18 protein-coding genes are annotated in these 21,722 nt (G+C 64.4%); 9 read left to right on the forward strand and 9 right to left on the reverse strand.

Going from position 1 to position 21,722, the window contains the following annotated elements:
* Nucleotides 1-417: 417 nt before the first annotated feature.
* The 3 genes from hutC to U5A52_RS41720 all read right to left on the reverse strand — a co-directional run bounded on the left by hutC (nucleotide 418) and on the right by U5A52_RS41720 (nucleotide 3,369).
* Nucleotides 418-1,131: a histidine utilization repressor gene (gene hutC / locus U5A52_RS41710; protein ID WP_321917839.1), complete on the reverse strand. Its 714-nt coding sequence runs from the start codon at nucleotides 1,129-1,131 to the stop codon at nucleotides 418-420.
* A gap of 154 nt (nucleotides 1,132-1,285) precedes the next feature.
* Complete coding sequence (locus U5A52_RS41715; RefSeq protein ID WP_321940179.1) at nucleotides 1,286-2,695, reverse strand: sensor histidine kinase; 1,410 nt, start codon at nucleotides 2,693-2,695, stop codon at nucleotides 1,286-1,288.
* A complete protein-coding gene (locus U5A52_RS41720; RefSeq protein ID WP_321917837.1) occupies nucleotides 2,692-3,369 on the reverse strand; it encodes a response regulator in 678 nt (225 codons plus the stop codon). The genes U5A52_RS41715 and U5A52_RS41720 overlap by 4 nt, the downstream gene beginning before the upstream one ends.
* A gap of 191 nt (nucleotides 3,370-3,560) precedes the next feature.
* On the opposite strand from U5A52_RS41720, the gene U5A52_RS41725 reads away from it, so the two are divergent.
* From U5A52_RS41725 to U5A52_RS41735, 3 genes are read left to right on the forward strand one after another with little or no spacing between them, the layout of a single operon-like run.
* Nucleotides 3,561-4,580, forward strand: coding sequence for an ABC transporter substrate-binding protein (locus U5A52_RS41725; RefSeq protein ID WP_321917836.1), 1,020 nt, complete (start codon nucleotides 3,561-3,563; stop codon nucleotides 4,578-4,580).
* Between the two features lie 37 nt (nucleotides 4,581-4,617).
* Nucleotides 4,618-5,412, forward strand: coding sequence for an ABC transporter ATP-binding protein (locus U5A52_RS41730; protein WP_321917834.1), 795 nt, complete (start codon nucleotides 4,618-4,620; stop codon nucleotides 5,410-5,412).
* A gap of 20 nt (nucleotides 5,413-5,432) precedes the next feature.
* A complete protein-coding gene (locus U5A52_RS41735; RefSeq protein ID WP_158759768.1) occupies nucleotides 5,433-6,296 on the forward strand; it encodes an ABC transporter permease in 864 nt (287 codons plus the stop codon).
* 104 nt (nucleotides 6,297-6,400) lie between these two features.
* Here U5A52_RS41735 and U5A52_RS41740 read toward each other — a convergent pair whose 3' ends face one another.
* Nucleotides 6,401-7,057, reverse strand: a complete 657-nt coding sequence (locus U5A52_RS41740) for a peroxiredoxin (protein WP_158759767.1) — start codon at nucleotides 7,055-7,057, stop codon at nucleotides 6,401-6,403.
* 504 nt (nucleotides 7,058-7,561) lie between these two features.
* Between U5A52_RS41740 and U5A52_RS41745 the strand changes: the two genes are divergently transcribed.
* The 4 genes from U5A52_RS41745 to U5A52_RS41760 all read left to right on the forward strand — a co-directional run bounded on the left by U5A52_RS41745 (nucleotide 7,562) and on the right by U5A52_RS41760 (nucleotide 10,765).
* Nucleotides 7,562-8,953: a short-chain fatty acid transporter gene (locus U5A52_RS41745; protein ID WP_321940181.1), complete on the forward strand. Its 1,392-nt coding sequence runs from the start codon at nucleotides 7,562-7,564 to the stop codon at nucleotides 8,951-8,953.
* A 189-nt stretch (nucleotides 8,954-9,142) separates the two neighbouring features.
* On the forward strand, nucleotides 9,143-9,736 hold the full coding sequence (locus U5A52_RS41750; protein WP_321940183.1) for an ankyrin repeat domain-containing protein: 594 nt from the start codon (nucleotides 9,143-9,145) through the stop codon (nucleotides 9,734-9,736).
* Between the two features lie 289 nt (nucleotides 9,737-10,025).
* Nucleotides 10,026-10,391 (forward strand): hypothetical protein, encoded by a 366-nt coding sequence (locus tag U5A52_RS41755; protein ID WP_028205078.1) that lies wholly within the window; start codon nucleotides 10,026-10,028, stop codon nucleotides 10,389-10,391.
* Between the two features lie 149 nt (nucleotides 10,392-10,540).
* Entirely contained in the window at nucleotides 10,541-10,765 is a 225-nt protein-coding gene (locus tag U5A52_RS41760; protein WP_321917826.1) for a hypothetical protein, read from the forward strand.
* A gap of 66 nt (nucleotides 10,766-10,831) precedes the next feature.
* Here the strand turns inward: U5A52_RS41760 and U5A52_RS41765 are convergent, their stop codons facing one another.
* The 3 genes from U5A52_RS41765 to U5A52_RS41775 are packed head-to-tail and all read right to left on the reverse strand — an operon-like array spanning nucleotide 10,832 to nucleotide 16,987.
* Complete coding sequence (locus U5A52_RS41765; protein WP_321940184.1) at nucleotides 10,832-12,283, reverse strand: efflux transporter outer membrane subunit; 1,452 nt, start codon at nucleotides 12,281-12,283, stop codon at nucleotides 10,832-10,834.
* Nucleotides 12,284-12,286: 3 nt separating this feature from the next.
* Nucleotides 12,287-15,451, reverse strand: coding sequence for a multidrug efflux RND transporter permease subunit (locus tag U5A52_RS41770; protein ID WP_321940186.1), 3,165 nt, complete (start codon nucleotides 15,449-15,451; stop codon nucleotides 12,287-12,289).
* A 3-nt stretch (nucleotides 15,452-15,454) separates the two neighbouring features.
* A complete protein-coding gene (locus U5A52_RS41775; protein WP_321940188.1) occupies nucleotides 15,455-16,987 on the reverse strand; it encodes an efflux RND transporter periplasmic adaptor subunit in 1,533 nt (510 codons plus the stop codon).
* A gap of 115 nt (nucleotides 16,988-17,102) precedes the next feature.
* Here U5A52_RS41775 and U5A52_RS41780 point away from each other — a divergent pair, with 115 nt between their 5' ends.
* Nucleotides 17,103-17,777 (forward strand): hypothetical protein, encoded by a 675-nt coding sequence (locus U5A52_RS41780; protein WP_321940190.1) that lies wholly within the window; start codon nucleotides 17,103-17,105, stop codon nucleotides 17,775-17,777.
* A 228-nt stretch (nucleotides 17,778-18,005) separates the two neighbouring features.
* On the opposite strand, the gene U5A52_RS41785 is transcribed toward U5A52_RS41780, so the two are convergent.
* Complete coding sequence (locus tag U5A52_RS41785; protein WP_321917819.1) at nucleotides 18,006-19,331, reverse strand: MFS transporter; 1,326 nt, start codon at nucleotides 19,329-19,331, stop codon at nucleotides 18,006-18,008.
* 81 nt (nucleotides 19,332-19,412) lie between these two features.
* The gene (locus tag U5A52_RS41790; protein ID WP_321940192.1) at nucleotides 19,413-20,588 is read right to left on the reverse strand and encodes a M20 aminoacylase family protein; all 1,176 of its coding nucleotides are present in this window, start codon (nucleotides 20,586-20,588) and stop codon (nucleotides 19,413-19,415) included.
* 122 nt (nucleotides 20,589-20,710) lie between these two features.
* On the opposite strand from U5A52_RS41790, the gene U5A52_RS41795 reads away from it, so the two are divergent.
* Nucleotides 20,711-21,661: a LysR substrate-binding domain-containing protein gene (locus tag U5A52_RS41795; protein WP_321917815.1), complete on the forward strand. Its 951-nt coding sequence runs from the start codon at nucleotides 20,711-20,713 to the stop codon at nucleotides 21,659-21,661.
* Nucleotides 21,662-21,722 lie beyond the last annotated feature (61 nt).

Here is a 21,722-nt window from a genome sequence, read left to right on the forward strand (position 1 = left end):
GGCGTTTGTTCGAGTCCGTCGAGTCTGGATAGCAAGCTGAAGGGCTGCGCCCGCGCAGGTGTAATGAGCGCTGCAACGTGGACTAAGTCTAACGCCGCCAAGTTGTATATACAACTCGTTTCGATAAAACAAGGGTTAGTAGTTACCCTGACATATTCGCGCGAAATTACCGACTCAGCGCGTTAAATCGGTAAATGGATTACGAGGATCGTTGGCTAGACAAGATGACAGCAAACGCCTGGCGGCGGCACAGGGCGTACCGGCACGGCCAGGCGGCCCGCACAGACGAAAAGGCGGGTTCGAGACCAGGAGGGAATAGAGAGGGCTGAAGCGCTACGCCTGAAGCGGCAATGTGCGTTTCAGCTGGCCGGCGAACGCCAGGAGAGGTAAAGCGGGGAACGAACGGCTGCTACCGCCTCACACCGTACCCGCCAGATGAAACCGCGAAGCCGGATGCCACAACCGCACCGAGGTCGCCACATGCCGCCCCACCCACGTGCGCCGCAGCAACAGCAGGCACGGCTCGCCGATTTCCATCTCCAGATACTGCCGCACGCGCGCGTCGGGCTTCTGCGCGTAGATGCGGAACTCGGCGCGCTGGATCGGCGCGAGGCGCACCATGTAGTGATTGGGCGTTTCGACGGTGAAGTCCTGGGCCAGGTAGTCGGGGAAGACCTCGGGGTTCACGTAGCGGTCTTCGTACTGGATCGGCTCGCCTTCCTCGCTGTGCACGATGCGCGAGTGGAACACCGGCCCGGCGTCGAGTTCGAGCGCGGCAATCGCGGTCGGATCGTCGCTCGGCTCGAGCCCCAGCACGCGGGCCGCATGCCGATGGCCGCGCGCCGCGATTTCGTCGGCGATATTGCGGATCTGCAGCACGGTCGATTCGTACTGGCGCGGCGCCACGTAAGTGCCCGAACCGCGCACGCGGTTCAGCACGCCTTCGGCCATCAACTCGCGCAGCGCGCGCGACACCGTCATGCGCGCCACGCCGAACTCTTTCACCAGTTCCGTTTCGGATGGCACCACGTCGCCGGGCCGCAAGGTGCCGCTTTCGATCTGCGCGAGCACATGGCGCTTGATCTGCTCGTAGGCGGGCATCGGGGCACTGCGGACCGTTTTCTTTTGCATGGTCTCGATCTTCGAATGAACGGGTGGTCGCCGGCGCGATCCTGCGTGGTGCGACGCGGCGCAGCGGCTTCAGGCGGCCACATTGTACCGCCCCTTAAAGCACGGCCGCGTGCGGGCTGCGAGGCAGCATAGCCTCGAAGCGCGGCGCCGGTTCCTAGGCAGGCACGGCCGCCATCGCCGGCTGCCAGCGCGCGAGCACCACGCAGGCGTGCACGCCCCGCCCGTCCGCACCCGGGCTCAGGCTCACCGCGCCGCGATGCGACTGCGCGATCTCGCGCACGATCGCAAGACCGAGGCCCGTGCCCTCCGTCTGCGTAGCCGCCCGGAAGAAAGGCTCGAACACGCGCGCACGCGCTTCCGCGGGAATGCCCTGGCCGTCGTCGAGCACGTCGAGCGAGACCGCTTCGCCGCTCGCGCGCACCGACACCGTCACGTGACCGCCCGGCGGCGTGTAGCGCAGCGCGTTGTCCACGAGATTGCTGACCATCGCGCGCAATAGCTCTCGATGCCCCTGCACGACCGCCTCGTCTGCCCCACCCGGCAGCTCCGCGCCGAGATCGATACCGCGCGTCTGCGCGAGCAGCGCGAGCGCCTCGACCACTTCGCGCGCGAGCTGCGCCATGTCGACGGGCGCGGCGGGCAATTGCGCGGGGTCCAGCGCCTCGGCCTGCGCGAGCAGCAGCAACTGGTTCGTGAGCGCGACCATCGAGCGGTTGCTCACGTGCATGGCCGCCAGCACTTCGTCGAGCGCGGGATCGACGGCTTTTTGCTGACGCGCGTATTGCAATTGCGTGCCCAGCAACGTGAGCGGCGTGCGCAGCTGGTGCGCGGCGTCGGCAATGAAACGGCGCTGCGCCGCCGTCTGCGCCGAGAGCCGCGCAATGCATTGATTGATTGCGTCCACAACGGGCCGGAGTTCGACATGCAGCCCTTCTGCGCGAATCGGTTCGAGGTGCGAAGGATCGCGGTCGGCCACGTCGTTCTTGAGCTTCATGAGCGGACGCAACTCGATCGTGAGGCCGATGCAGGCCAGCGCCACCGCCAGCATGACCATGCCGATCTGCCGATAAAGCTGGGGACGCCACAGCGCCTCCACCATTGCGTCGCGCGAGCGCTCGGTCTTGCCGACCGACACGCGCACACGCCAGATTCGGCCGTTGTCGTACATGGAGCGCACCACACTCACGGCGCGCACGGCCTGGCCGCGCAGATCGGCGTCGTACGACACGGGCGAATCGACGGCGGGCGGCGCGCCTGCGTGCGGGAAATCGGGCATGCCCGCGAGAAGCGAGCCGCCCTCCACGCGCACGTTGTAGAACACCTGATCCTGTTGCGGCGAGGCGAAGAGTTCGAGCGCCGCGGGCGGCACGTCGGCGCGCAGCGCGCCGTCGGCCCATTGCACGGAACCGGCGATCATGCGCGCGGACGACAGCAACCGGCCGTCCTGCACGAGATCGGCGGTATGGCGCGCGGCGCGATACTCGGAAGTCGCCGTGAAGCTCACGTAGAGCGCGAGCGGCACGAGCATCCACCACAACAGGCGAATCCGCAGGCTACCCGTCATAGGGTTTCGTCCTTCCTGCGCAGCAAATAGCCAAGCCCTCGCAGCGTCACGATCACAGCCGAGCTGCCTTCGAGCTTCTTGCGCAGCCGCGAGACGTAGATTTCGATGGCGTCCTCGCTGGGTTCGTCGGCGAGCGTGAAGATCGCATCGACGAGCGCGGCCTTCGAAACGGTCTGCCCGAGACGCAGCGCCAGCGTTTCGAGCACCGTGCGCTCGCGCGGCGTGACGTTCAGCGGTGCGCCCTTCAGCGTGAACTGGCGCGTGTTGAGGTCGAACACGAGGTCCCCGCAGCCGATTTCGTTCGCGCGCGCGGGCGTCTGCCGGCGAATCAGCACCTTGATGCGCGCCACCAGTTCGCGCACCTCGAAGGGCTTGACGAGATAGTCGTCGGCGCCCGCGCCGAGCAGTTCCACCTTTTCGTCGATCGAGCCGCTCGCCGTGAGCACCATCACGGGCGTCGCGTCGCCGCGCTGGCGCAGCCGCCGCAGCACGTTCTTGCCCGAGAGCTTCGGCAAATTCAGGTCGAGCAGCACGACATCGTAGCGATTGGACTGCAGCAGCTGGTCGGCGGCCTCGCCGTCCTGCACGGCGTCGAAGGCGAATGCCTGCTCCTCCAGCGTCTTGACGAGCCAGTGCGCAAGCGTGGGATTGTCTTCGATCAGCAGCAACTTCATGGGCGGCGCATGGGGCGAGGGTTTCGGGGGAATCGATTGTGCCGTTGCAGGCGCGCCGCCGCCCTGCGGGTTAACACGGACGATTTTGCACAGCGCTAGAAGGCTGGCAGAAGGCTTACAGTTTTTATAATCGGCTCCATCCATCAAAAAGCGCCCGCACGAACGGCGCACTTCCTTCAGGAGACTCCACGATGCCTACCTTGCGCCAGATCGCCGCCGTATCGAGTGTCGCGTTCGCCCTTGCCGCCGGCTCCACGGCCGCCCACGCGGAAAAGATCACGATCATGGTTGGCGGCGCAACCAAGATCATCTATCTCCCCGCCAAGCTGACCGAACAACTCGGCTACTTCAAGGACGAAGGCCTCGACGTCGAATTGCAGTCGCAGCCGGCCGGCGTCGATGCGGAGAACGAACTGCTCGCGGGCGCGGTGCAAGGTGTGGTGGGCTTCTACGATCACACCATCGACCTGCAGAGCAAGGGCAAGGAAGTGCAAACGCTCGTGGTGTTCGGCCAGGTGCCGGGCGAAGTGGAAATGGTTTCGAACGCGGCGGCCGGCACGGTCAAGAGCATGGCCGACGTGAAGGGCAAGACGCTCGGCGTGACGGGCCTCGGCTCCTCCACGAGCTTCCTCACGCAGTACCTCGCGCAGCGCGGCGGCGTGCCCGCCAACCAGTACACGCTGCTGCCGGTGGGCGCGGACAACACGTTCATCGCGGCGATCAAGCAGAACCGTATCGACGCGGGCATGACCACGGAGCCCACCGTGTCGCGTTTGCTGCAAACCGGCGACGCGAAGGTGCTCGTCGACATGCGCACGCTCGAAGGCACGCGCGCCGCGCTCGGCGGCACCTACCCCGCTTCGAGCTTCTACGTGCAGCGCGCCTGGGCGCAGTCGCACAAGGACGACGCGACGAAGCTCGCACGCGCCTTCTCGCGCACGCTCAACTTCATCGCCACGCATAGCGCCGACGAAATCGCCGCGAAGATGCCGAAGGACTATTACGGCAATAACAAGGACCTCTATGTGTCCGCGCTGAAGTCCTCGCTGCCGATGTTCACGAAGGACGGCCGCATGCCCGCAGACGGCCCGGATACGGTGCTCAAGGTGCTTGCGGCGTTCAACCCTTCGGTGAAGGGCAAGCACATCGACCTCGCGAAGACTTACTCGAACGACTACCTGCCGGCAGCGACCGCCACGGCGTCGAAGTAAGCCACGAAGACGGCCCCACGTTCAGCCCACAGAGACAATGACTTCCTCCCATTCCCAAGGCACGCCGGCCATCGAGCTGCGCAACGTTTCGTGCCGCTTCATTTCACCGGACGGCAAGGCGACCGTCGCCCTGCGCGACTTCAGCATGTCGGTCGCGCGCGGCGAGTTCGTCGCCATTGTCGGGCCCACGGGCTGCGGCAAGTCCACCACGCTCAGCATGATCACGGGCCTGCTCAAACCCACCACGGGCGAAGTGCGCGTGATGGGCGCTCCGGTGAACGGCATCGATCCGCGCATCGGCTTCGTGTTCCAGGCCGACGCGGTGTTCCCGTGGCGCTCGGTGCTCGACAACGTGGCGGCCGGTCCCCTCTTTCGCGGCCGCTCGAAGTCGGCGGCCTACGACGAAGCGAACGAATGGCTGCGCCGCGTGGGTCTCGCGAATTTCGGCAAGCACTATCCGCATCAGCTTTCGGGCGGCATGAGAAAGCGCGTGGCGCTCGCGCAGACTTTCATCAACAAGCCCGAAATCCTGCTGATGGACGAGCCGTTCTCGGCGCTCGACATGCAAACGCGCACGCTCATGCAAGACGAGCTGCTGCAGTTGTGGGGCGGCACCGGGTCGGTGGTGTTCGTCACGCACGACCTGGAAGAAGCCATTGCGCTCGCCGACCGCGTGTTCGTGCTCACCGCACGCCCGGCCACGCTCAAGAAGGTCTACGAGATCGATCTGCCGCGCCCGCGCGTGACGTCCGAAATCCGCTACGCGCCGCACTTCGTCGAACTGTCGCGCCAGATCTGGCACGACCTGCGCGAAGAAGTGCAGATCGCCTAATCCCCCGGAGCCGTCCAGACATGTCCACCCCGCAACAAACCCTGCCGCAAGGCCTCGACACCGCCTCGCTCGACGCCGTCGAGCGCGCCGCGCAAAAGCGTATTCGCCAGCGCCAGGCGCTCGTCATTTCGCTGCGTATTCTCGTGCTCGTCGTCGTACTCGGCGGGTGGGAGCTCGCCGCGCGCCTCAAATGGATCGATCCGTTCTTCTTCTCGATGCCTACGGCCATCTTCGATCAGATCATCGACTGGTTCGTGAACGGCACCTCGCAAGGGCCGCTGCTCACGCAGGTCTGGGTCACGCTCGAAGAAACCGGTCTCGGCTTCATCATCGGCTCGGTGGCCGGCGTGTTCTGCGGCATCGTGCTCGGCCGCAACAAGCTGCTCTCCGACGTGTTCAGCCTCTACATCAAGATCGCCAACTCGATTCCGCGCGTGGTGCTCGGCTCGGTGTTCGTGATCGCGCTGGGGCTCGGCATGGCGTCGAAGGTGGCGCTCGCCGTGGTCATGGTGTTCTTCGTCGTGTTCGCCAATGCATTCCAGGGCGTGCGCGAGGCCGACCGCTACATGATCGCCAATGCGCAAATTCTTGGCGCGTCGCGCCGCCAGGTGACGACCTCGGTCGTGATTCCCTCGGCGCTTTCGTGGATTCTCGCGAGCCTGCACGTAAGCTTCGGCTTCGCGCTGGTCGGCGCCGTGGTTGGTGAATTCCTCGGCTCGAAGCAAGGCATTGGTCTGTTGATTTCGACGGCGCAAGGCGCGTTCAACGCGAGCGGCGTATTCGCCGCGATGATCGTGCTCGCGGTGGTCGCGCTCGCCGCCGACTATCTGCTCACCGCGCTCGAGCATCGTTTGCTCAAGTGGCGTCCCACGCCTTCGAACTGATTCAGCCGGTTTCCCCTGTCCGGGCCGTGTGAGGCGCAAGCCTCCCTGGCCCGTGGTCCGCGGCGCACTGCCTGTGCGCCGCGTTTTTTTATGCAGGCCGAACTTTATTTCGGCTGCTCGACCGTGCGCAGATACGGCTTGAGCGTCTTGAAGCCCTGCGGATACTTCTGCTTCGCCGCATCGTCGGAAACCGAAGTCGGGATGATGACGTCGTCGCCCGGCTTCCAGTTCACCGGCGTCGCCACCGTGTGCTTCGCGGTGAGCTGCAGCGAATCGAGCAGGCGCAGCACCTCGTCGAAGTTACGGCCCGAACTCATCGGGTAGACGAACATCGCCTTCACCTTCTTGTCCGGCCCAATGAGGAACACCGCGCGTATCGTGGCGTTGTCGGCCGCCGTTCGCGGGCTTGCGCCGCTCGCGTTCGGGTGAATCATGTCGTAGAGCTTGGCAACGTTCAGGTCCTTGTCTCCAATCATCGGATAGTTGACGGCGCTACCCTGCGTTTCCTCGATGTCCTTCGCCCACCTCGCATGATCATCCACCGGGTCAATGCTCAGGCCGATGATCTTCGTGTTGCGCTTGTCGAACTCAGGCTTGAGCTTTGCCATATAGCCGAGTTCCGTCGTGCATACGGGCGTGAAGTCTTTCGGGTGCGAAAACAGAATGGCCCAGTGGTCGCCAATCCATTCGTGGAAGTTGATCTTGCCTTCGGTGGTCTCCGCGGTGAAATCGGGTGCCTCTTCTCCAATTCGAATCGTCATCTTCAGTCTCCTGAATGCAGTGATTTACAGCTCGAGAGGGGTCTGGGTGCGCGCGAAAAGTGCTCCTCGCTCCTGCATTTTAGATAGTTCGCGTGACGCCCATGCAATTTCTTTACCATTTCATTTTCATTACAACATGAGTGCATCTCACACTCATTTATCGATAAAAGACTGCACCGGCACGGCATGGCAGCCTTGACATCCAATCCGCATGAAGCGAATAATGCGTCGTTCGATAATCGAAACCGTGTTCGTATTATGAACACGAGAATAACAAGAACGGGCTGGCCGTCTTGCTGTGCAAATCTGCGCGTGCAAGGCGTGATATGAACCCGCTGCGCCGGGGCGGCATCGCCTCTCGCTGATGGAGGAGCCGCACCTGCCTCCCCGTGCACCACGCGTGAGCTGGCTTGCCAGCCGCACGGTGCCGGGACCACTCGCAAGTCACGCCGATCCTGTCCGCTCCGGCCAGCCAGTAGCCACACGCTACCTAGCGCAAAGAGCATGAAAAGAGACCTTCAGACTGAAACGCGCGACTCCCGCCAGGGTGTCGTCGCCGCCCTCGTGTATGTTTTCGAGCGGGTCATGCCCGACCCCTTCGTTCTTTCCATCTGCCTCACCTTCTTCGTCGCGGTGCTCGCGCTGCTGATCGCGCCGCACGGCAATCTCCCCACGCTGCTCAGTTCCTGGTACGAAGGCACGTTCGGCATTCTCGGCTTCGCGCTGCAGATGATCCTGATCCTCGCCACGGGCTACGCCATTGCCGAAGCGCCCGTGATCCAGCGCGTGCTGCGCGCGCTCGCGGCCAAGGCGCAAACGCCGGCGCGCGCCGCGCTGCTGGTGTTTCCGGTCGTCGCGATCGCGGCCTGGCTGAACTGGGGTCTCGGCCTGATCGTGGGCGCACTGCTCTCGCGGGAAATCGCGAAGCGCGTGAACGTGGATTTCGCGTGGCTCGTGGCCGGCAGCTATTCGGCATGGTCGATCTGCAATAGCGGGCTCTCCAGTTCGATCGCCCTCTCGCAGGCCTCGCATGGCAACGCGCTCAATCTCGTGGAAAAGGCGACGGGTCATGTGATTCCGCTCAGCGAGACGGTGTTCGCGCCGTTCGTCTTCATTCCGACCGTGCTGGTCGTGGTCGTGATGACGTTCATCTTCATCCGCATGCATCCGAAGCCGGAGCACGTGGCGCCGTTCAGCCAGGCGGCCGACGCCGAAGCGAGCGATGCCGGCGCCAGCGACGATCCGCACGCGCGCGTCGGTAACGGCACGCCTTCGTTCGCTTCGCGCCTCGAACAGTCGATGCTCGGCACGCTGCTCCTGATCGCGCTCGGCGCGGGCTATCTCGCGATGGAATGGAGCGAAAAGGGTTTCGATCTCGACATCAACACGACGATCCTGATCTTCCTGCTGATCGGCCTCGCGTTTCAGCGCACGCCCATCGCCTACGCGAACGCCATTCGCCGCGCCGCGCGCCAGACCGGCTCCATGCTGCTCCAGTACCCCGTGTACGGCGGCATCATGGGCGTGATGAAGGGCACGGGCCTCGCCTCGATGATCGCCAAGGCCTTCGTCACGATTGCCACGCCGCTTTCGCTGCCGCTCTGGAGCTATCTGAGCTCGCTCATCATCACGCTGCTCGTGCCGAGCGCGGGCGGCCACTGGGCCGTGCAAGGCCCGTTCGTGCTGCCGGCCGCGCTGAGCCTGCACGCCTCGGTGCCGCGCACCGCCATGGGCGTGGCGATGGCCGAGAACGTCTCGAACATGCTGCAGCCGTTCTGGGCCGTGCCGATCGTCGCGATCGCGGGTATCCGCATTCAGCGCGTGATGGGCTATACCGCTGTGACGTTCGCCGTGTCGCTCGTGATCTACGCCGTCGCGCTCTGGCTCGTGCCCTGAGCGTTCGCGGTTTTTGCATGAAGGAGGGCGCTGCGCCAGCCGCTTTTTAGCGGTCCGGGCAGCGCCTTTTTCATTGCGCGTGCCTCCGACGCCCTGGCCTCGCGGTTCGCGAAGATCGGCGACAATGGGCCAGCCTCGACGGCGGCATGCCGCGCCGAATCGACAGGCGATCCGAACCAGGAGACTGCCATGACCGCCAGCGCGCCGCCTCGCCCCACCTCGTCCTCTTCGTCCTCTTCGTCCTCTTCGTCTGGCTCGGACGTTGACGGCGGCGAACTCGATCCGCGCTTCGTCGAGTTCGCGCGCCAGGTGTTCGACACCGCGCGCCGCGGCGAAGCCACCACGCTCGCCACGCTGATCGATCAGGGCATGCCGCCGAACCTGCGCAACGAAAAAGGCGACAGCCTCGTGATGCTCGCGAGCTATCACGGTCACGCGGCCGCCGTGCGCGCGCTCGTACAGCGCGGCGCCGATCCCAACCTGCGCAACGACAATGGGCAAACGCCAATCGCAGGCGCAGCCTTCAAGGGCTACGCCGACGTGATCAGCGCGCTGCTGGAAAGTGGTGCCGACGTGGAAGGCGCCTCCCCCGACGGCCGCACGGCCCTGATGGTTGCCGCCATGTTCAATCGCTCCGATATCGTCGACCTGCTGCTCGCGCGTGGCGCTAACCCGGCGGCGCACGACGCCGCGGGCAACACCGCGCTGGATGTGGCAAACGCCATGGGCGCGGTGGACACGGCCGCCCAACTCGCAGGGAAAGGCCGCGGTAAAGACGTGTAGCGCGCGTCACTCAAGGGGTCTAATCGAGCGCCAAAAGAGCGCTAAAAGAGCGGCGGCAGGAAACAGGCACGCGAAACGCTGCAAAGCGCATAACGGCAGGCGCCTTCCTGGTGTCACTCCTGGTTTGCATACAACGCGCCGCCAGGCGACGCTATCCATGTAACACCCGTGCGTGCAGCGCCAGTGCGGGGCAGGCGATTTTTTATGAGCCGTGATATCGTTTTGTCATCGGATTCGAAAAGTCTGCACGCACCCGTCAATCGAACTCTGTTACTTCGCGAGCGTCGCCATGAGTGATGTACGCCACCATCTGAGTCCGCGCGATCGCGTGGAGCTGCTCTGCTGGCTCACCTGCGGGAGCCTCGGGGCTTACTATCTCAACGAATCCTGGCCCAACGCGGCCTTTCACGTCCAGGCGGCGCACAAGTGGCTCGACCGTCACGCGCGAGAGGCCGACTGGCTCGCCATTGCACGCCTCGCCGCCATGGCGCAGGACATCGCGCAGCAGCACGCGTGGTTCGTCGACGCGGTTTGGGCGCGCGACGCCGTCGAGGAGATTCTCGACACCGACGATCTGAACTACCAGGCCAAGCTCGTCCTGCAAGTGCTCAAGGACTGCGAACGGGCGCTCGCCGACCGCCGCCCCGCCGACTGATTCCGTACCCGTTAAGCGGGGTACCCCACACAAGCCACGCGTTTCTCCATCAAATGATGGACGCGTGGCGGTTATCGTCAGAACACACTTCCGCTTGCAGCGCTGGGCTCTTCCCAACGCCTGCCGCTCGTTCACGCGGGAGACCTCTGATGACTCGCCCCCACGCACTGACGTTCGCCGCCGCGCTGCTCGTGTTCGCGTCGGCAAGCCCCGTCGCGTTCGCGCAAACCGGCGGCCATGCCACCGCCCTCAACGCCGCCCGGCCCATGCAGGTACAAAAAGTCGCGAAACCGGCGCCCAAAGCCGGGCAAACAGCGAAAGCCAGCAAGCCCGCTCCGCAATCGCTGCACTGGCTGATGTCGGAGAGTCCATGAAACGAACCGGCGCGCCCGCGCCAGGTTCGCCTTTCGCCATCCCCCTTAAAGCGCGGCCGTCGCGGTTCAAGACTGCGACGGCTTCGCGCCGTCCGCTGCCGGCGGCGGTGCTGCCGGCGTCCAGCCGTAGCCAAGCGCCTTGTACAGGCTCACGATCTGCGCGAGTTCCTGGTCCTGCAGCGACGACTGCTGCAACTGCGCATTGAAGAGGCTGCGTTCCGCGTCGAGCACTTCCAGATAGCTCGTGTAGCCGCCCTCATAGAGATCGCGCGCAACTGACGTGTATTCCGTGAGTGCCGTCACCTGGAGCTTCGTCGAATCCAGCTGATCGCGCGTGCGCGCCACGCCCACGAGCGCATTCTCGACATCGGCGAACGCCTGCTGGATCGTCTGCTCGTAGCTGAAGAGCGCTTCCTGCTGCACGGCTTCGGCCTGATGCACGCCACCCGCAATCGCGCCGCCCTCGAAAATCGGCTGCGTGATCGCGCCCGCAAACGACCAGACGCGCGCGGGGCCGGTCCAGAGCCCCGAGAGCGCCGTGCTCGCCGCACCGAACAGTCCCGTGAGCGAAATCTGCGGGAAATACAGCGCGCGCGCGGCGCCGATCGAGGCGTTCGCCGAAATGAGCGTTTGTTCGGCCTGCAGAATATCGGGCCGGCGCTCCAGCAGCGTCGACGGCAAGCCAGCCGGAATGGCGGGCGCAGTGAGTTCGGTGATCGATTTGCCGCGCGGAACCGGCCCCGGATTCTGCCCCAGCAGCAGCGAAATCGCGTCTTCCTGCGTCGCGATTTCCTGCTGGATCGAATACACGGAGGTCTGCGCCGATTGATACTCCGACTGCGCCTGGCTCACCTGCAACCGCGAAACGACGCCGCCCGCATAGCGCTCGTTGAAGAGATCGAGCGCGCCCTTGCGGCTTTCGAGCGTGTCCTGCGCAATGGTGAGTTGATTATCGAAGTCGCGCAATTGCAGATACGACGTGGCGACGTTCGCAATGATGGCAATGCGCGTGGCCTGCTGTGCGGACTGCGTGCTCATATAGTCGGCGCGCGCCGCCTCAGTGAGCCTGCGCAAATGGCCGAACAAATCGAGCTCCCACGACACCGCGCCGTTCAACTGCACCTGGTTGCCGACCACGGGCGGGAAGCCCGGCGCCGGCACGCCGCGGCTGCGCGAAGCGCCGAAATTCGCCGAAACCTGCGGGAAAAGACCCGCGCGCGTCACGACATAACGCCCGTAGAATTCTTCGACACGCGCCGACGCAATCAAGAGATCCTTGTTCTGCGCGAGCGCCTTCGTGACGAGGTCGTTGAGCACCGGGTCGTTGAACTGCATCCACCAGTCGAGCGAGGTGTCGATGGGTTCGGCCTGCGGCGAGGCATAGCGAAACGTCGACGGCGTCTCCACCGTCGGACGATGATAATCGGGCCCGACCGCGCAGGCGCCAAGGCATGCCGTCGCAACGATCAGCCCGAATGGACGCAGCGTGCGGTGCTTCAGATTCAAACGTGTCTTCATCGCTCAGCCCTCCTGCGAAGGCGGCGCCGCAGGGGGCGTGCTGGCATGCGGCGTAGCGTCCGGCTTCTTGCGCGACGAGAGCGTTTCCAGTCCCCAGAAGAACATCGGAATGAAGAACAGCGCGATCACGGTGGCGCCGAGCATGCCCGCGATCACGCCGGTGCCGAGTGAGCGCCGGCTCGCGGCCGACGCGCCGCTGGCGATGGCAAGCGGCACGCAGCCCAGAATGAACGCGAGCGAGGTCATGATGATCGGCCGCAGGCGCAGTTTCGCGGCGTGCAGCGCCGCCTCGTAGGGCGACATGTTCTCCTTCTCGCGCATTTCAACGGCGAACTCGAAGATCAGAATGGCGTTCTTCGCCGCGAGCGCGATCAGCACAGTCAGGCCGATCTGGAAATACACGTCGTTTTCCATGCCCCGCAACAAGATGCCCACCAGCGCCCCGAAGATCGCGAACGGCACGGCGAGCAGCACGCCAATCGGCAACGACCACTTCTCATACTGCGCCGCGAGAATGAGGAACACCATCAGCAGCGCGAAGCCGAACACGAGCGCCGCTGTCGAGCCGGCCTTCTTCTCTTCGTACGCCTGGCCGCTCCACTCGTAGCTGTAGCCCTCGCCCAGCACTTCGCCCGCGATCTGCTCCATCGCCGCGATCGCCTCGCCCGAGCTGTGACCGGGCGCCGCGTCGCCGGTGATCTTCGCCGCCGGGAAGTTGTTGAAGCGGTTCACGATGTCAGGTCCAGGCACGAAGCGCGAGGTCGTCACGGCCTTGATCGGCACCATGTCGTTGTTTCGGTTGCGCACGTAGAGCTGCTGGATATCGTCCGGGGTCAAGCGGTATTGCGGCTCGGCCTGAATGATCACCTGGAAGAGGCGGCTGCCTTTCGGGAACTGGCTCACATACAAGGAGCCGAACATCGTCTGGAGTGCGGTGTAGATATCCTGAACCGGAACGCCGAGCGTTTCCGCACGCTCGCGGTCCACTTCCACGAGCAACTGGCGCGAATTCGTGTTGATGGTGGAGTTCACGCCGCGCAGCGCCGGATTCTGGCGCGCCTTTGCAATCATCTGGCGCACCTTGTCTTCGAGCTGCTGATACGTGCCGTCGCCCGTGCTTTGCGCCCAGAACTCGAAGCCGCCGGTGGTGCCGAGGCCTGGGATCGATGGTGGATTGAGCGGCACGACCACGCCGTCCTTGAAGGTCGAGAATTCCTTCGTGGCGTCGCGGATCAGATCCTGCGCGGTGCCGTTCTCGCCACGATCCTTGAAGCCCTTTAGCGTGACGAACAACGTGCCCGCGTTCGACTTGTACTGCGAGTCGATCAAGCTGTAGCCGATCGGCGCCGCCACCGAACTCACGGCAGGCTGTTTCGCGAACCAGTCCTCCGCTTTCTTCGAGAGGTCGCCCGTGCGGTCCAGACTCGCCGCGTCGGGCATCACGACCGCGCCGAACAGATAGCCCTGATCCTCCACGGGCAGGAATGACGATGGAATGTGTTTGAACAGGCCGACCGTGGCGATGATCATCACGGCGATCAGGCCGATGGAGAGCACCACGCGTCGTATCGCGGTCTGCACCCAGCTGCCATAGCCTTCGGTCAGGCTATCGAACTTCTCGTTGAACCAGCGGAAAAAGCGGTTCTTCTTGTGCTCGCCCGGCTTGAGCAGAATGGCCGCGAGCGCGGGCGAAAGCGTGAGCGCGACGATACCCGAAAGCACCACCGAAACCGCAATCGTCACAGCGAACTGCTTGTAGAGCTGCCCGGTGATTCCCGAGAGAAACGCCACCGGTATGAACACCGCGAGCAGCACGAGCACGATCGCCACCACCGGCCCGCTCACTTCGTCCATCGCGCGTTTGGCCGCTTCCTTGGGCGGTAGCTTGAACTCGCTCATGTTGCGCTCGACGTTTTCGATCACCACGATCGCGTCGTCCACCACGATACCGATGGCCAGCACCATACCGAACAAGGTGAGCATGTTGATCGAGAAGCCGAACGCCGACATGCCGATGAACGCGCCGATGATCGACACAGGCACGGCAAGCAGCGGCACGAGCGTCGCCCGGAAACTCTGCAGGAAGATGTACACCACGATGATCACGAGAATCACCGCGTCGCGCAGCGTGTGAACCACCTCGTTGATCGACTCGTGCACGAACTCGGTGGTATCGAGCGCGACTTCATACTTGAGACCGGGCGGGAAGCTCTTGTTCAACTGCTCGAGTGTCTGGCGCACCTGCTTGGCCACTTGCAGTGCATTCGCGCCCGGCTGCTGATACACGGCGAGCAGCGTGGCCGTCTTGCCGTTGAAGCGGCCACGCAGCGTGTAGTCTTTCGCGCCGAGCTCCGCATGACCAATGTCCTTGAGGCGCACGATCGCCGCGTCGCCCGACGCCGCGCGCAGGATGATGTTGTCGAAATCGGCGGGTTCGGTAAGACGCCCCTTCGTCGTCACCGGGAAGGTTTGGTTCACCGGCTTGTTGGTCGGCGCCGCGCCGAGGCGACCCGCGGAGAACTGCTGGTTCTGCTGCGCGATCGCGTTCTGCACGTCGGTCACGGTAATGCCGAGCTTCGCCATGCGGTCTGGCTTGAGCCACACGCGCATCGCATAGTCAGCAGAGCCGAAGATCGACGCCTGGTTCGCACCCGGAATGCGCTTGAGCGCGTCGAGCACGTAGACGTTCGCATAGTTCGCCACGTAGGCCGCGTCGTAGGCGTTATCGGGTGAATAGATCGCGATCACCATCATGAACGCGGAGGAGCGCTTCTGCACCGACACGCCTTGCGCCGTGACCGAATCGGGCAGGAACGGCAACGCAAGGTTCACGCGGTTTTGCACGTCCACCTGCGCGAGCGACGGATCGGTGCCGATATTGAAGTACACCGTGAGCGTCATGTTGCCCGTCGAGGAGCTCGACGAGTTCATGTACATCATGTTGTCCGCGCCGTTCACCTGCTGCTCGATCGGCGCGGCCACGTTCTGCGCGACGATATCGGCGCTCGCGCCCGGATACGTGGCGCTCACCGTAATCGTTGGCGGCGCGATGTCCGGAAACTGGGCGATCGGCAGGTTGAACATCGCCACGAGACCCGCGACGACGAGCACGATCGAGAGGACCGACGCGAAAATTGGCCGGTCAATAAAGAAGTGGGAGAACTTCATCGTTCAACCTCCCGCAGCGGGCGAGAACGTGACGTCCACGCGGCGGGATTTGTCGGGCGGATCATTGGCGACGATCTGCGCCGGCTTGCGCATCTCGATGCGCTCGGTTTTCACGCCGGCCACGACCAGCGCAGCGCGCACCGTGGCCGCGCGCGCGGCCGCAAGACGCTCGTTCGCGGCTTGCGAGCCCGTCGAATCGGTGTAGCCGGAAATCACCACGCGCAAGCCCGGCTCGGCAACGAGACGGCGCGCCACGCCCGCGAGCGCGTCGGCCGACGGGGCGTCGAGGCTCGAACTGCCCGTTGCGAAATAGACCGCGGTGTGGTCGCCCAATACATCGGGCTCACTAGCAGCAGCGGCCGGCTTGGCGGCATTCGCTCCCGCGTTGGCCTGCGCATTCGCGCCTGGGCTCGCGTTCGCCGCAGCCGGGCCGGAAGCCCCAGCCGCGCCCGCCTGCGCCCCACCGCCCGCTCCGCTGTCTTGCCCAGCGGACGTTGCGCCGATATTCACGTCCGCGGGCGGCGTCTGAACGAGATTCGCCTTGACCGGCGCACCGGGCATGAGCCGCAGCGTATTGTCGATGATGACGTGGTCGCCAGGATGCAAGCCCGACTTGATCACCCACGCATTGCCATTCCACTCGCCCGTTTCCACCACGCGCTGCTGTGCCTTACCGTCCTTGTCGACGGTCCACACATATGCGCCGCGCGGCCCCTGCTGCACAGCCGCCTGCGGCACGGCCACCGCCGAACTGCGCTGCGCGCCCAGCAGCTTGATACGCACGAACTGACCGGGCCGCAGCGACCCCGTGGGGTTCGGCATGGACGCGCGAATCAGGTAGGTGCCGGTTTCCGAGCTAAGCGACGCGTCGGTAAATGCAATGTGGCCACGCTCCGGGTAGATGGTGCCGTCTGCCAGCACGATCACCGCTTCGAGCTTGCCCACCGGCGGCAGTTTGAGCGTGCCGTTCTGCGTTTGCGTGCGCAGATTGAGCATCTCGTTCTCGGAGAGCGAGAAGTTGATCCACATGGGATCGAGCTTGGCCACGTAGGTGAGCAGGCTATTGCTTGTATCGATATACGAGCCGTCCTGCCTCTTCGCGAAGCTCGAAAGGCCGGTAACGGGCGCCACGATCGTCGTGTAGCCGAGATTGAGCGAAGCGCTAATGACATTCGCCTTCGCCCCTTCGACAGCGGCGGCGGCGGCCTGCTCCTGGCCGATCGAATCGTCGAGATCTTTCTGGCTCAACGCGTTCTTCGCGGCCAGCGGACGCACGCGGGCGAGGTTGGCCTCCGCGGTCTGAAGCCGCGCCTTTTGCTGCGCAAGCTCGGCCTTCGCAGCGTCGAGCGTGGCCTCGAACGGTTTGCGGTCCATGACGAACATGACGTCGCCTGCGTGGACCAGCGAGCCCTCCGTATACACGCGCCTTTCGAGGAAGCCGCTCACGCGCGCGCGAATTTCGACCTGCTGCGAGCTTTCCGTCTGCCCCACGTACTCGAAAACAACGGGCACGTCGCGCAGCGCAATATTGATCACGTCAACGTTCGCGGCGGGTCGAGTTTCAGCAGCAGGTTTGTTTTCATGACATCCAACGACACTTACCAGCAATCCCAACGACAGACACAAGCTGGCCACCCGAATACCGTGAGTCATGCTGTTCTCCGTGTTGTCGACGATCTGCGCTGGACCGACGAAACCAAATCAGGCGCGCGCGGGCGATCGAGTCGTATCACCGCCACTGACTTTGGTGCTCGAACAAATACTACTGTTTTTCGAGACAACGCAGAATCAGGATGGCCAAAAATTCACCCGCGACAACGAGACCGGCACTCATGAGGCAATAGTGACCGAATTCGTTTCGAAATCCGAAATGAAGGCAAGCGAATCGTTCGCTAACGTTCGCATGACTATGCGCTACGCTTGCGTATGCAGAAAGGGAGAAAGCGAAGGATGCGGACGCACGAAGCATGCGTCGCGTGAACTGCGGATAGGAGATATTCAAGCGTGGCGCAGCGGTGGTTGCGCCACGCGTCGCGAATCAGGTCGCGCGATCGAGCCGGCGCACCGAGCCGAATTCCGCACACGAGAGCGTGCGCATGAGGAGCGCCATGGCCTCGGCTACGCGACGGCGATCGAGTTCGACATGCAGGCAAGCGAGATTGTTGCGGCGATCGATATCGATCGTATGGACGCCGAGCGCGTCGCCTATAAGACCATGCAGCGCGCATCGCGCGAGTTGCGCTTCGCTCGTGGGCACGCGCACGACGAGTTGCACTGTTGTGCGTTGGGTTGCCGGGTGAAAAAGCTTGCGCGAGTTGCGCAGTGAAAGATCGGGGCGCGGCGCGGCGGCGGAGCGGGAACCTCGGGAAACCGGGCCCTGCGAGACGTTGGACGGCATACGTGTTGTGTGCACGCCGCCGTTTCGGCCGGCGCGCTTGAGTTGAACACGAACCGATTCTAGGCAGCGCCGTATAAACGTCTGGTAAATAAACACGACACGGCCGCTAAAAGTGCGTAGCGGCCGTATTCAACACTCAATCGCGTTCAATCGCACTCAATCGAGCGGACGGCCCGCCGGTTCGCGAATGAGCGGCAGCGCGAGCAGCGAGACCGCCCCGCAGCCGATCAGATACCAGGCGGGCGCGAGCGGGTTGTCGAGCAGCTTGATGAGCCAGGTCGCGAAAAACTGCGCGAAGCCGCCGAAGATCGACACGCCCACGCAATACACCACGGACATGCCGGTCACGCGAATCGACTGGGGAAAGAGTTCCGGCAGCATCACGATGTTGGGGACTGCCGTGAACGCGACGATCGCGCCCAGCACGGCCACGACCGCAAGCACGGTGGTGACGGTCGGCATGGCATGAATGAGCATGAACGCCGGATAGATCACCGCGATCAGCAGCACGCGCGAAACGCCCATCACCCACTTGCGGCCCAGCCGGTCGGAAAGCGAGCCCGCGAACGGCGAGCACACGGCGGTGACGAGCGCCGCGACGAGCGCCGCGCTCATGCCGACCGACATCGGCAGGCCGAGAATCTTGATCGCATACGTCGACATGTAGAACAGCACGATATAGTTCGCCGCCGTGCCGCCGATGGTTGTGACGACACCGGCCACGAGCGACGTGCGATGACGTCCGAAAATCTCGCGCAGCGGCCGCGCCATGTCGGCCACGGGTTCGGTGTCCTCCACTTCGACGGGGTTCACGAGCGTTTCGTCGAGATGGCGGCGAATGTACACGCCCACCGGCACGACCAGCATGCCGATCACGAACGGTACGCGCCAGCCCCAGCTTTCCAGCGCGGCCTGCGAGAGCGTGGTGGAAAGCGTCACGCCGATAAGCGCGCCGCACACCGTATTGAGCCCCTGGCTCACGAACTGCCAGCTGCCGTAGAAGCCGCGCGAACGGTCATCGGCGTATTCGAGCAGGAGCGATGTCGAGGCGCCCACTTCTCCGCCCACCGCGAAGCCCTGCACGAGGCGCGCGATCAGGATCAGCGCGGGCGCCGCGAGCCCGATTTGCGCATAGGTGGGCGCGAATGCGATGAGCGCCGAGCCGAGCGCCATGAGCCAGAGCGTGAGCGTCATGGCGGCCTTGCGGCCCACGCGGTCCGCGAACGCGCCGATCACGATGCCGCCGATCGGACGCACGACGAAACCCACGCCGAAGCTGCCCACGGCGAGCATCAGCTGGTTCAGCGAGCCATGCACCGGAAAGTACAGCGAGCCGATGATCGAAGCAAAGAAGCTGTAGACCGTGAAGTCGAAGAACTCGAGCCCGTTGCCGAGCGTGATCGCGAAGATGGCCTTCGCGCGCGAGCGGCGCGTGGAAGCCTGGGCGGCTGCGGCCGGCGCCTGAATCGACGTGGCGTTCATCGGGTGTCTCCTCGTGTGTCTCGTATCGCGTATCGTGGTGCGTCTGTTGGTCCGTTTGCCTGCTGGCTATCGGTATCGGCTTTAGCCGCGCAGGAAGCGTTCGGCGAGTTGCACCCAGTATGCTGCGCCGGTGGCAAGGCAGTCGTCGTTGAAGTCGTAGCCGGGGTTGTGCACCATGCATCCGCCCTCTCCGTCGCCATTGCCGATGATCAGGTAGCTGCCCGCGCAGCGCTCGAGCAGGAACGAGAAGTCCTCGCTGCCGGTGAGCGGCGCCATGTCGTGAATGAGCCCCTCTTCGCCCAGCCAGTCGCGCGCCACGTCCTGCGCGAACGCCGTCATTGCCACGTCGTTCACGAGCACCGGGTAGCGGCGCTGATAGTCGATGCGCGCCGTGGCGCCGTACGCGCTCGCCTGTGCGTGCACGAGCGCCGTGATGCGCTCCTGCAGCAAGTCGCGCACTTCGGGGCGCAGCGCGCGCACCGAGAGGCGCATCTGCGCGGTTTGTGGAATCACGTTGGGCGCGTCGCCCGAATGGATCGCGCCCACGGTGACGATCGCCATGTCGAGCGGCGGCACGTTGCGCGACACGATGGTTTGCAGCGCGAGCACGACGTTGGCGCACACCACGACCGGGTCGATCGCCTTATGCGGCACCGCACCATGACCGCCGCGCCCGTCGATGTCGATGATGACCGTGTCCGACGAAGCCATGAACGGCCCCGCGCGAAAGCCGAGCTTGCCGGTGGGGAAGCCGGGCATGTTGTGCATGGCGAACACGGCGTCGCAAGGAAAGCGCTCGAACAGGCCTTCGTCGAGCATGCGCTTGGCGCCGCCCAGGCCCTCTTCGGCGGGCTGGAAAATGAGGTTCAGCGTGCCGCTGAAGTTGCGCGACTGCGCGAGATGCTTCGCCGCCGCGAGCAGCATGGCCGTGTGGCCGTCGTGACCGCATGCGTGCATCTTGCCCGGAATGCGGCTCGCGTAGTCGAGGCCGGTGCTCTCCTGGATCGGCAGCGCGTCCATGTCGGCGCGCAGGCCGAGGCGCGCTCGGCCGTCGCCCACCTTGAGCGTGCCCACGACGCCCGTGCCGCCCAGCCCGCGGTGCACCTCGTAGCCCCACTCGGTGAGGCGCTGCGCGACGAGGTCGCTCGTGACGAATTCCTCGAAGCCCAGTTCGGGATGCGCGTGGATCTCGTGACGCAGCGCGATCATTTCGTCTTCGATCGCGGCGATTGCGGCCGGGATAGCCATCGTGTTCATACGAATTCCCTCCAGGGCGAGCGTGAGTGTGAATTCGCTTGAGAATAATGACGTCGCTTATCTGCCGACAGCCCTAAAATAGTTGGCCCGCCAACCAGAAGTGCGCACCCGGGTTATCCCTTATGAAGTTCCACCAGTTCCGCGCGCTCGTCGCCATGGCCGATACCGGCAGTATTCGCGCGGCCGCGCGCCAGCTTGGCATCTCGCCGGCGGCTGCGACAAAGGCGGTTCGCGAGCTGGAGGCCGAGCAGCAAATCGCGCTCGTCACGCGCAACGCGAACGGCATCGCCTTCACGGAAGCGGGCCAGGCGCTGCTCGTGCATGCACGGCTCGTCGTGCACCAGATGTCGCGCGCTCAGGACGAACTCGACGCGCGGCGCGGGCGCGGCACCGGCAAGCTCGCGATTGGCGTGACGCCGTGGCTCGCCCTCTCCTTCCTGCCCGACGCCGTCACGCTGTTTCGCGAACGCATGCCCGGCATGCAGCTGGAGTTCTACGAAGGCCTGCTCAATATCGTGATGCCGCGGCTGCGCGACGGCTCCCTCGACTTCTCGCTAGGCAAGCCCGGGCCCGCTTCGCTGCATGCAGAATTTACGCAAACGCCGATTTTCGCCACGGAGTCGGCTGTGGTGGTGCGCAAGGACCATCCGTGCTCGCACGCGCAATCGCTGAAGGAACTTCAGGATTGCGAATGGTTGCTCAACTGGGACCCGGCAAGCAAAGAGATGATCGCCGACGACGTGTTCCTGCGTCACGGCCTGCCAATGCCGAAGAGCGTGCACCTCGCGCACTCGTTCGTGGTGGCAATGGGGCTCATCATGAACACAGACATGGTGAGCATTTTCCCGTGGCCGCTCGTGGAGACGCGCTTCGCGCGCGACAATCTCCGCGCACTCGCGCTTCAGGAGGAAGTGGACCGGACGGTCGTGAGCGTGGTTGCGCGGCGCGGCGTGCCGCTCTCCGCAGCGGCCGAATGCTTTCTCGAATGCCTCAAGGAGGCGATTCATGCGGGTGAGGCTTCCGCTAATCCCGAGCGCAGGCGGCTCTATCACTCGCTTGAGTTGCTGATTTGAGTTTTGGGTTTGGGTTTTGGTGTCGCTTTGGCTGTTTTTTGGCCTTTACTTGTGTTCGTGT

Origin of the sequence: Paraburkholderia sp. J8-2 (assembly GCF_905220195.1) — a bacterium.
Taxonomy (GTDB): domain Bacteria; phylum Pseudomonadota; class Gammaproteobacteria; order Burkholderiales; family Burkholderiaceae; genus Paraburkholderia.

Coding starts and splice junctions, on each gene's coding strand:
- hutC (WP_321917839.1), bottom strand. CDS start 1,131: ATGCAAAAGAAAACGGTCCGCAGTGCCCCGATGCCCGCCTACGAGCAG.
- U5A52_RS41715 (WP_321940179.1), bottom strand. CDS start 2,695: ATGACGGGTAGCCTGCGGATTCGCCTGTTGTGGTGGATGCTCGTGCCG.
- U5A52_RS41720 (WP_321917837.1), bottom strand. CDS start 3,369: ATGAAGTTGCTGCTGATCGAAGACAATCCCACGCTTGCGCACTGGCTC.
- U5A52_RS41725 (WP_321917836.1), top strand. CDS start 3,561: ATGCCTACCTTGCGCCAGATCGCCGCCGTATCGAGTGTCGCGTTCGCC.
- U5A52_RS41730 (WP_321917834.1), top strand. CDS start 4,618: ATGACTTCCTCCCATTCCCAAGGCACGCCGGCCATCGAGCTGCGCAAC.
- U5A52_RS41735 (WP_158759768.1), top strand. CDS start 5,433: ATGTCCACCCCGCAACAAACCCTGCCGCAAGGCCTCGACACCGCCTCG.
- U5A52_RS41740 (WP_158759767.1), bottom strand. CDS start 7,057: ATGACGATTCGAATTGGAGAAGAGGCACCCGATTTCACCGCGGAGACC.
- U5A52_RS41745 (WP_321940181.1), top strand. CDS start 7,562: ATGAAAAGAGACCTTCAGACTGAAACGCGCGACTCCCGCCAGGGTGTC.
- U5A52_RS41750 (WP_321940183.1), top strand. CDS start 9,143: ATGACCGCCAGCGCGCCGCCTCGCCCCACCTCGTCCTCTTCGTCCTCT.
- U5A52_RS41755 (WP_028205078.1), top strand. CDS start 10,026: ATGAGTGATGTACGCCACCATCTGAGTCCGCGCGATCGCGTGGAGCTG.
- U5A52_RS41760 (WP_321917826.1), top strand. CDS start 10,541: ATGACTCGCCCCCACGCACTGACGTTCGCCGCCGCGCTGCTCGTGTTC.
- U5A52_RS41765 (WP_321940184.1), bottom strand. CDS start 12,283: ATGAAGACACGTTTGAATCTGAAGCACCGCACGCTGCGTCCATTCGGG.
- U5A52_RS41770 (WP_321940186.1), bottom strand. CDS start 15,451: ATGAAGTTCTCCCACTTCTTTATTGACCGGCCAATTTTCGCGTCGGTC.
- U5A52_RS41780 (WP_321940190.1), top strand. CDS start 17,103: ATGCTGTTCTCCGTGTTGTCGACGATCTGCGCTGGACCGACGAAACCA.
- U5A52_RS41785 (WP_321917819.1), bottom strand. CDS start 19,331: ATGAACGCCACGTCGATTCAGGCGCCGGCCGCAGCCGCCCAGGCTTCC.
- U5A52_RS41790 (WP_321940192.1), bottom strand. CDS start 20,588: ATGAACACGATGGCTATCCCGGCCGCAATCGCCGCGATCGAAGACGAA.
- U5A52_RS41795 (WP_321917815.1), top strand. CDS start 20,711: ATGAAGTTCCACCAGTTCCGCGCGCTCGTCGCCATGGCCGATACCGGC.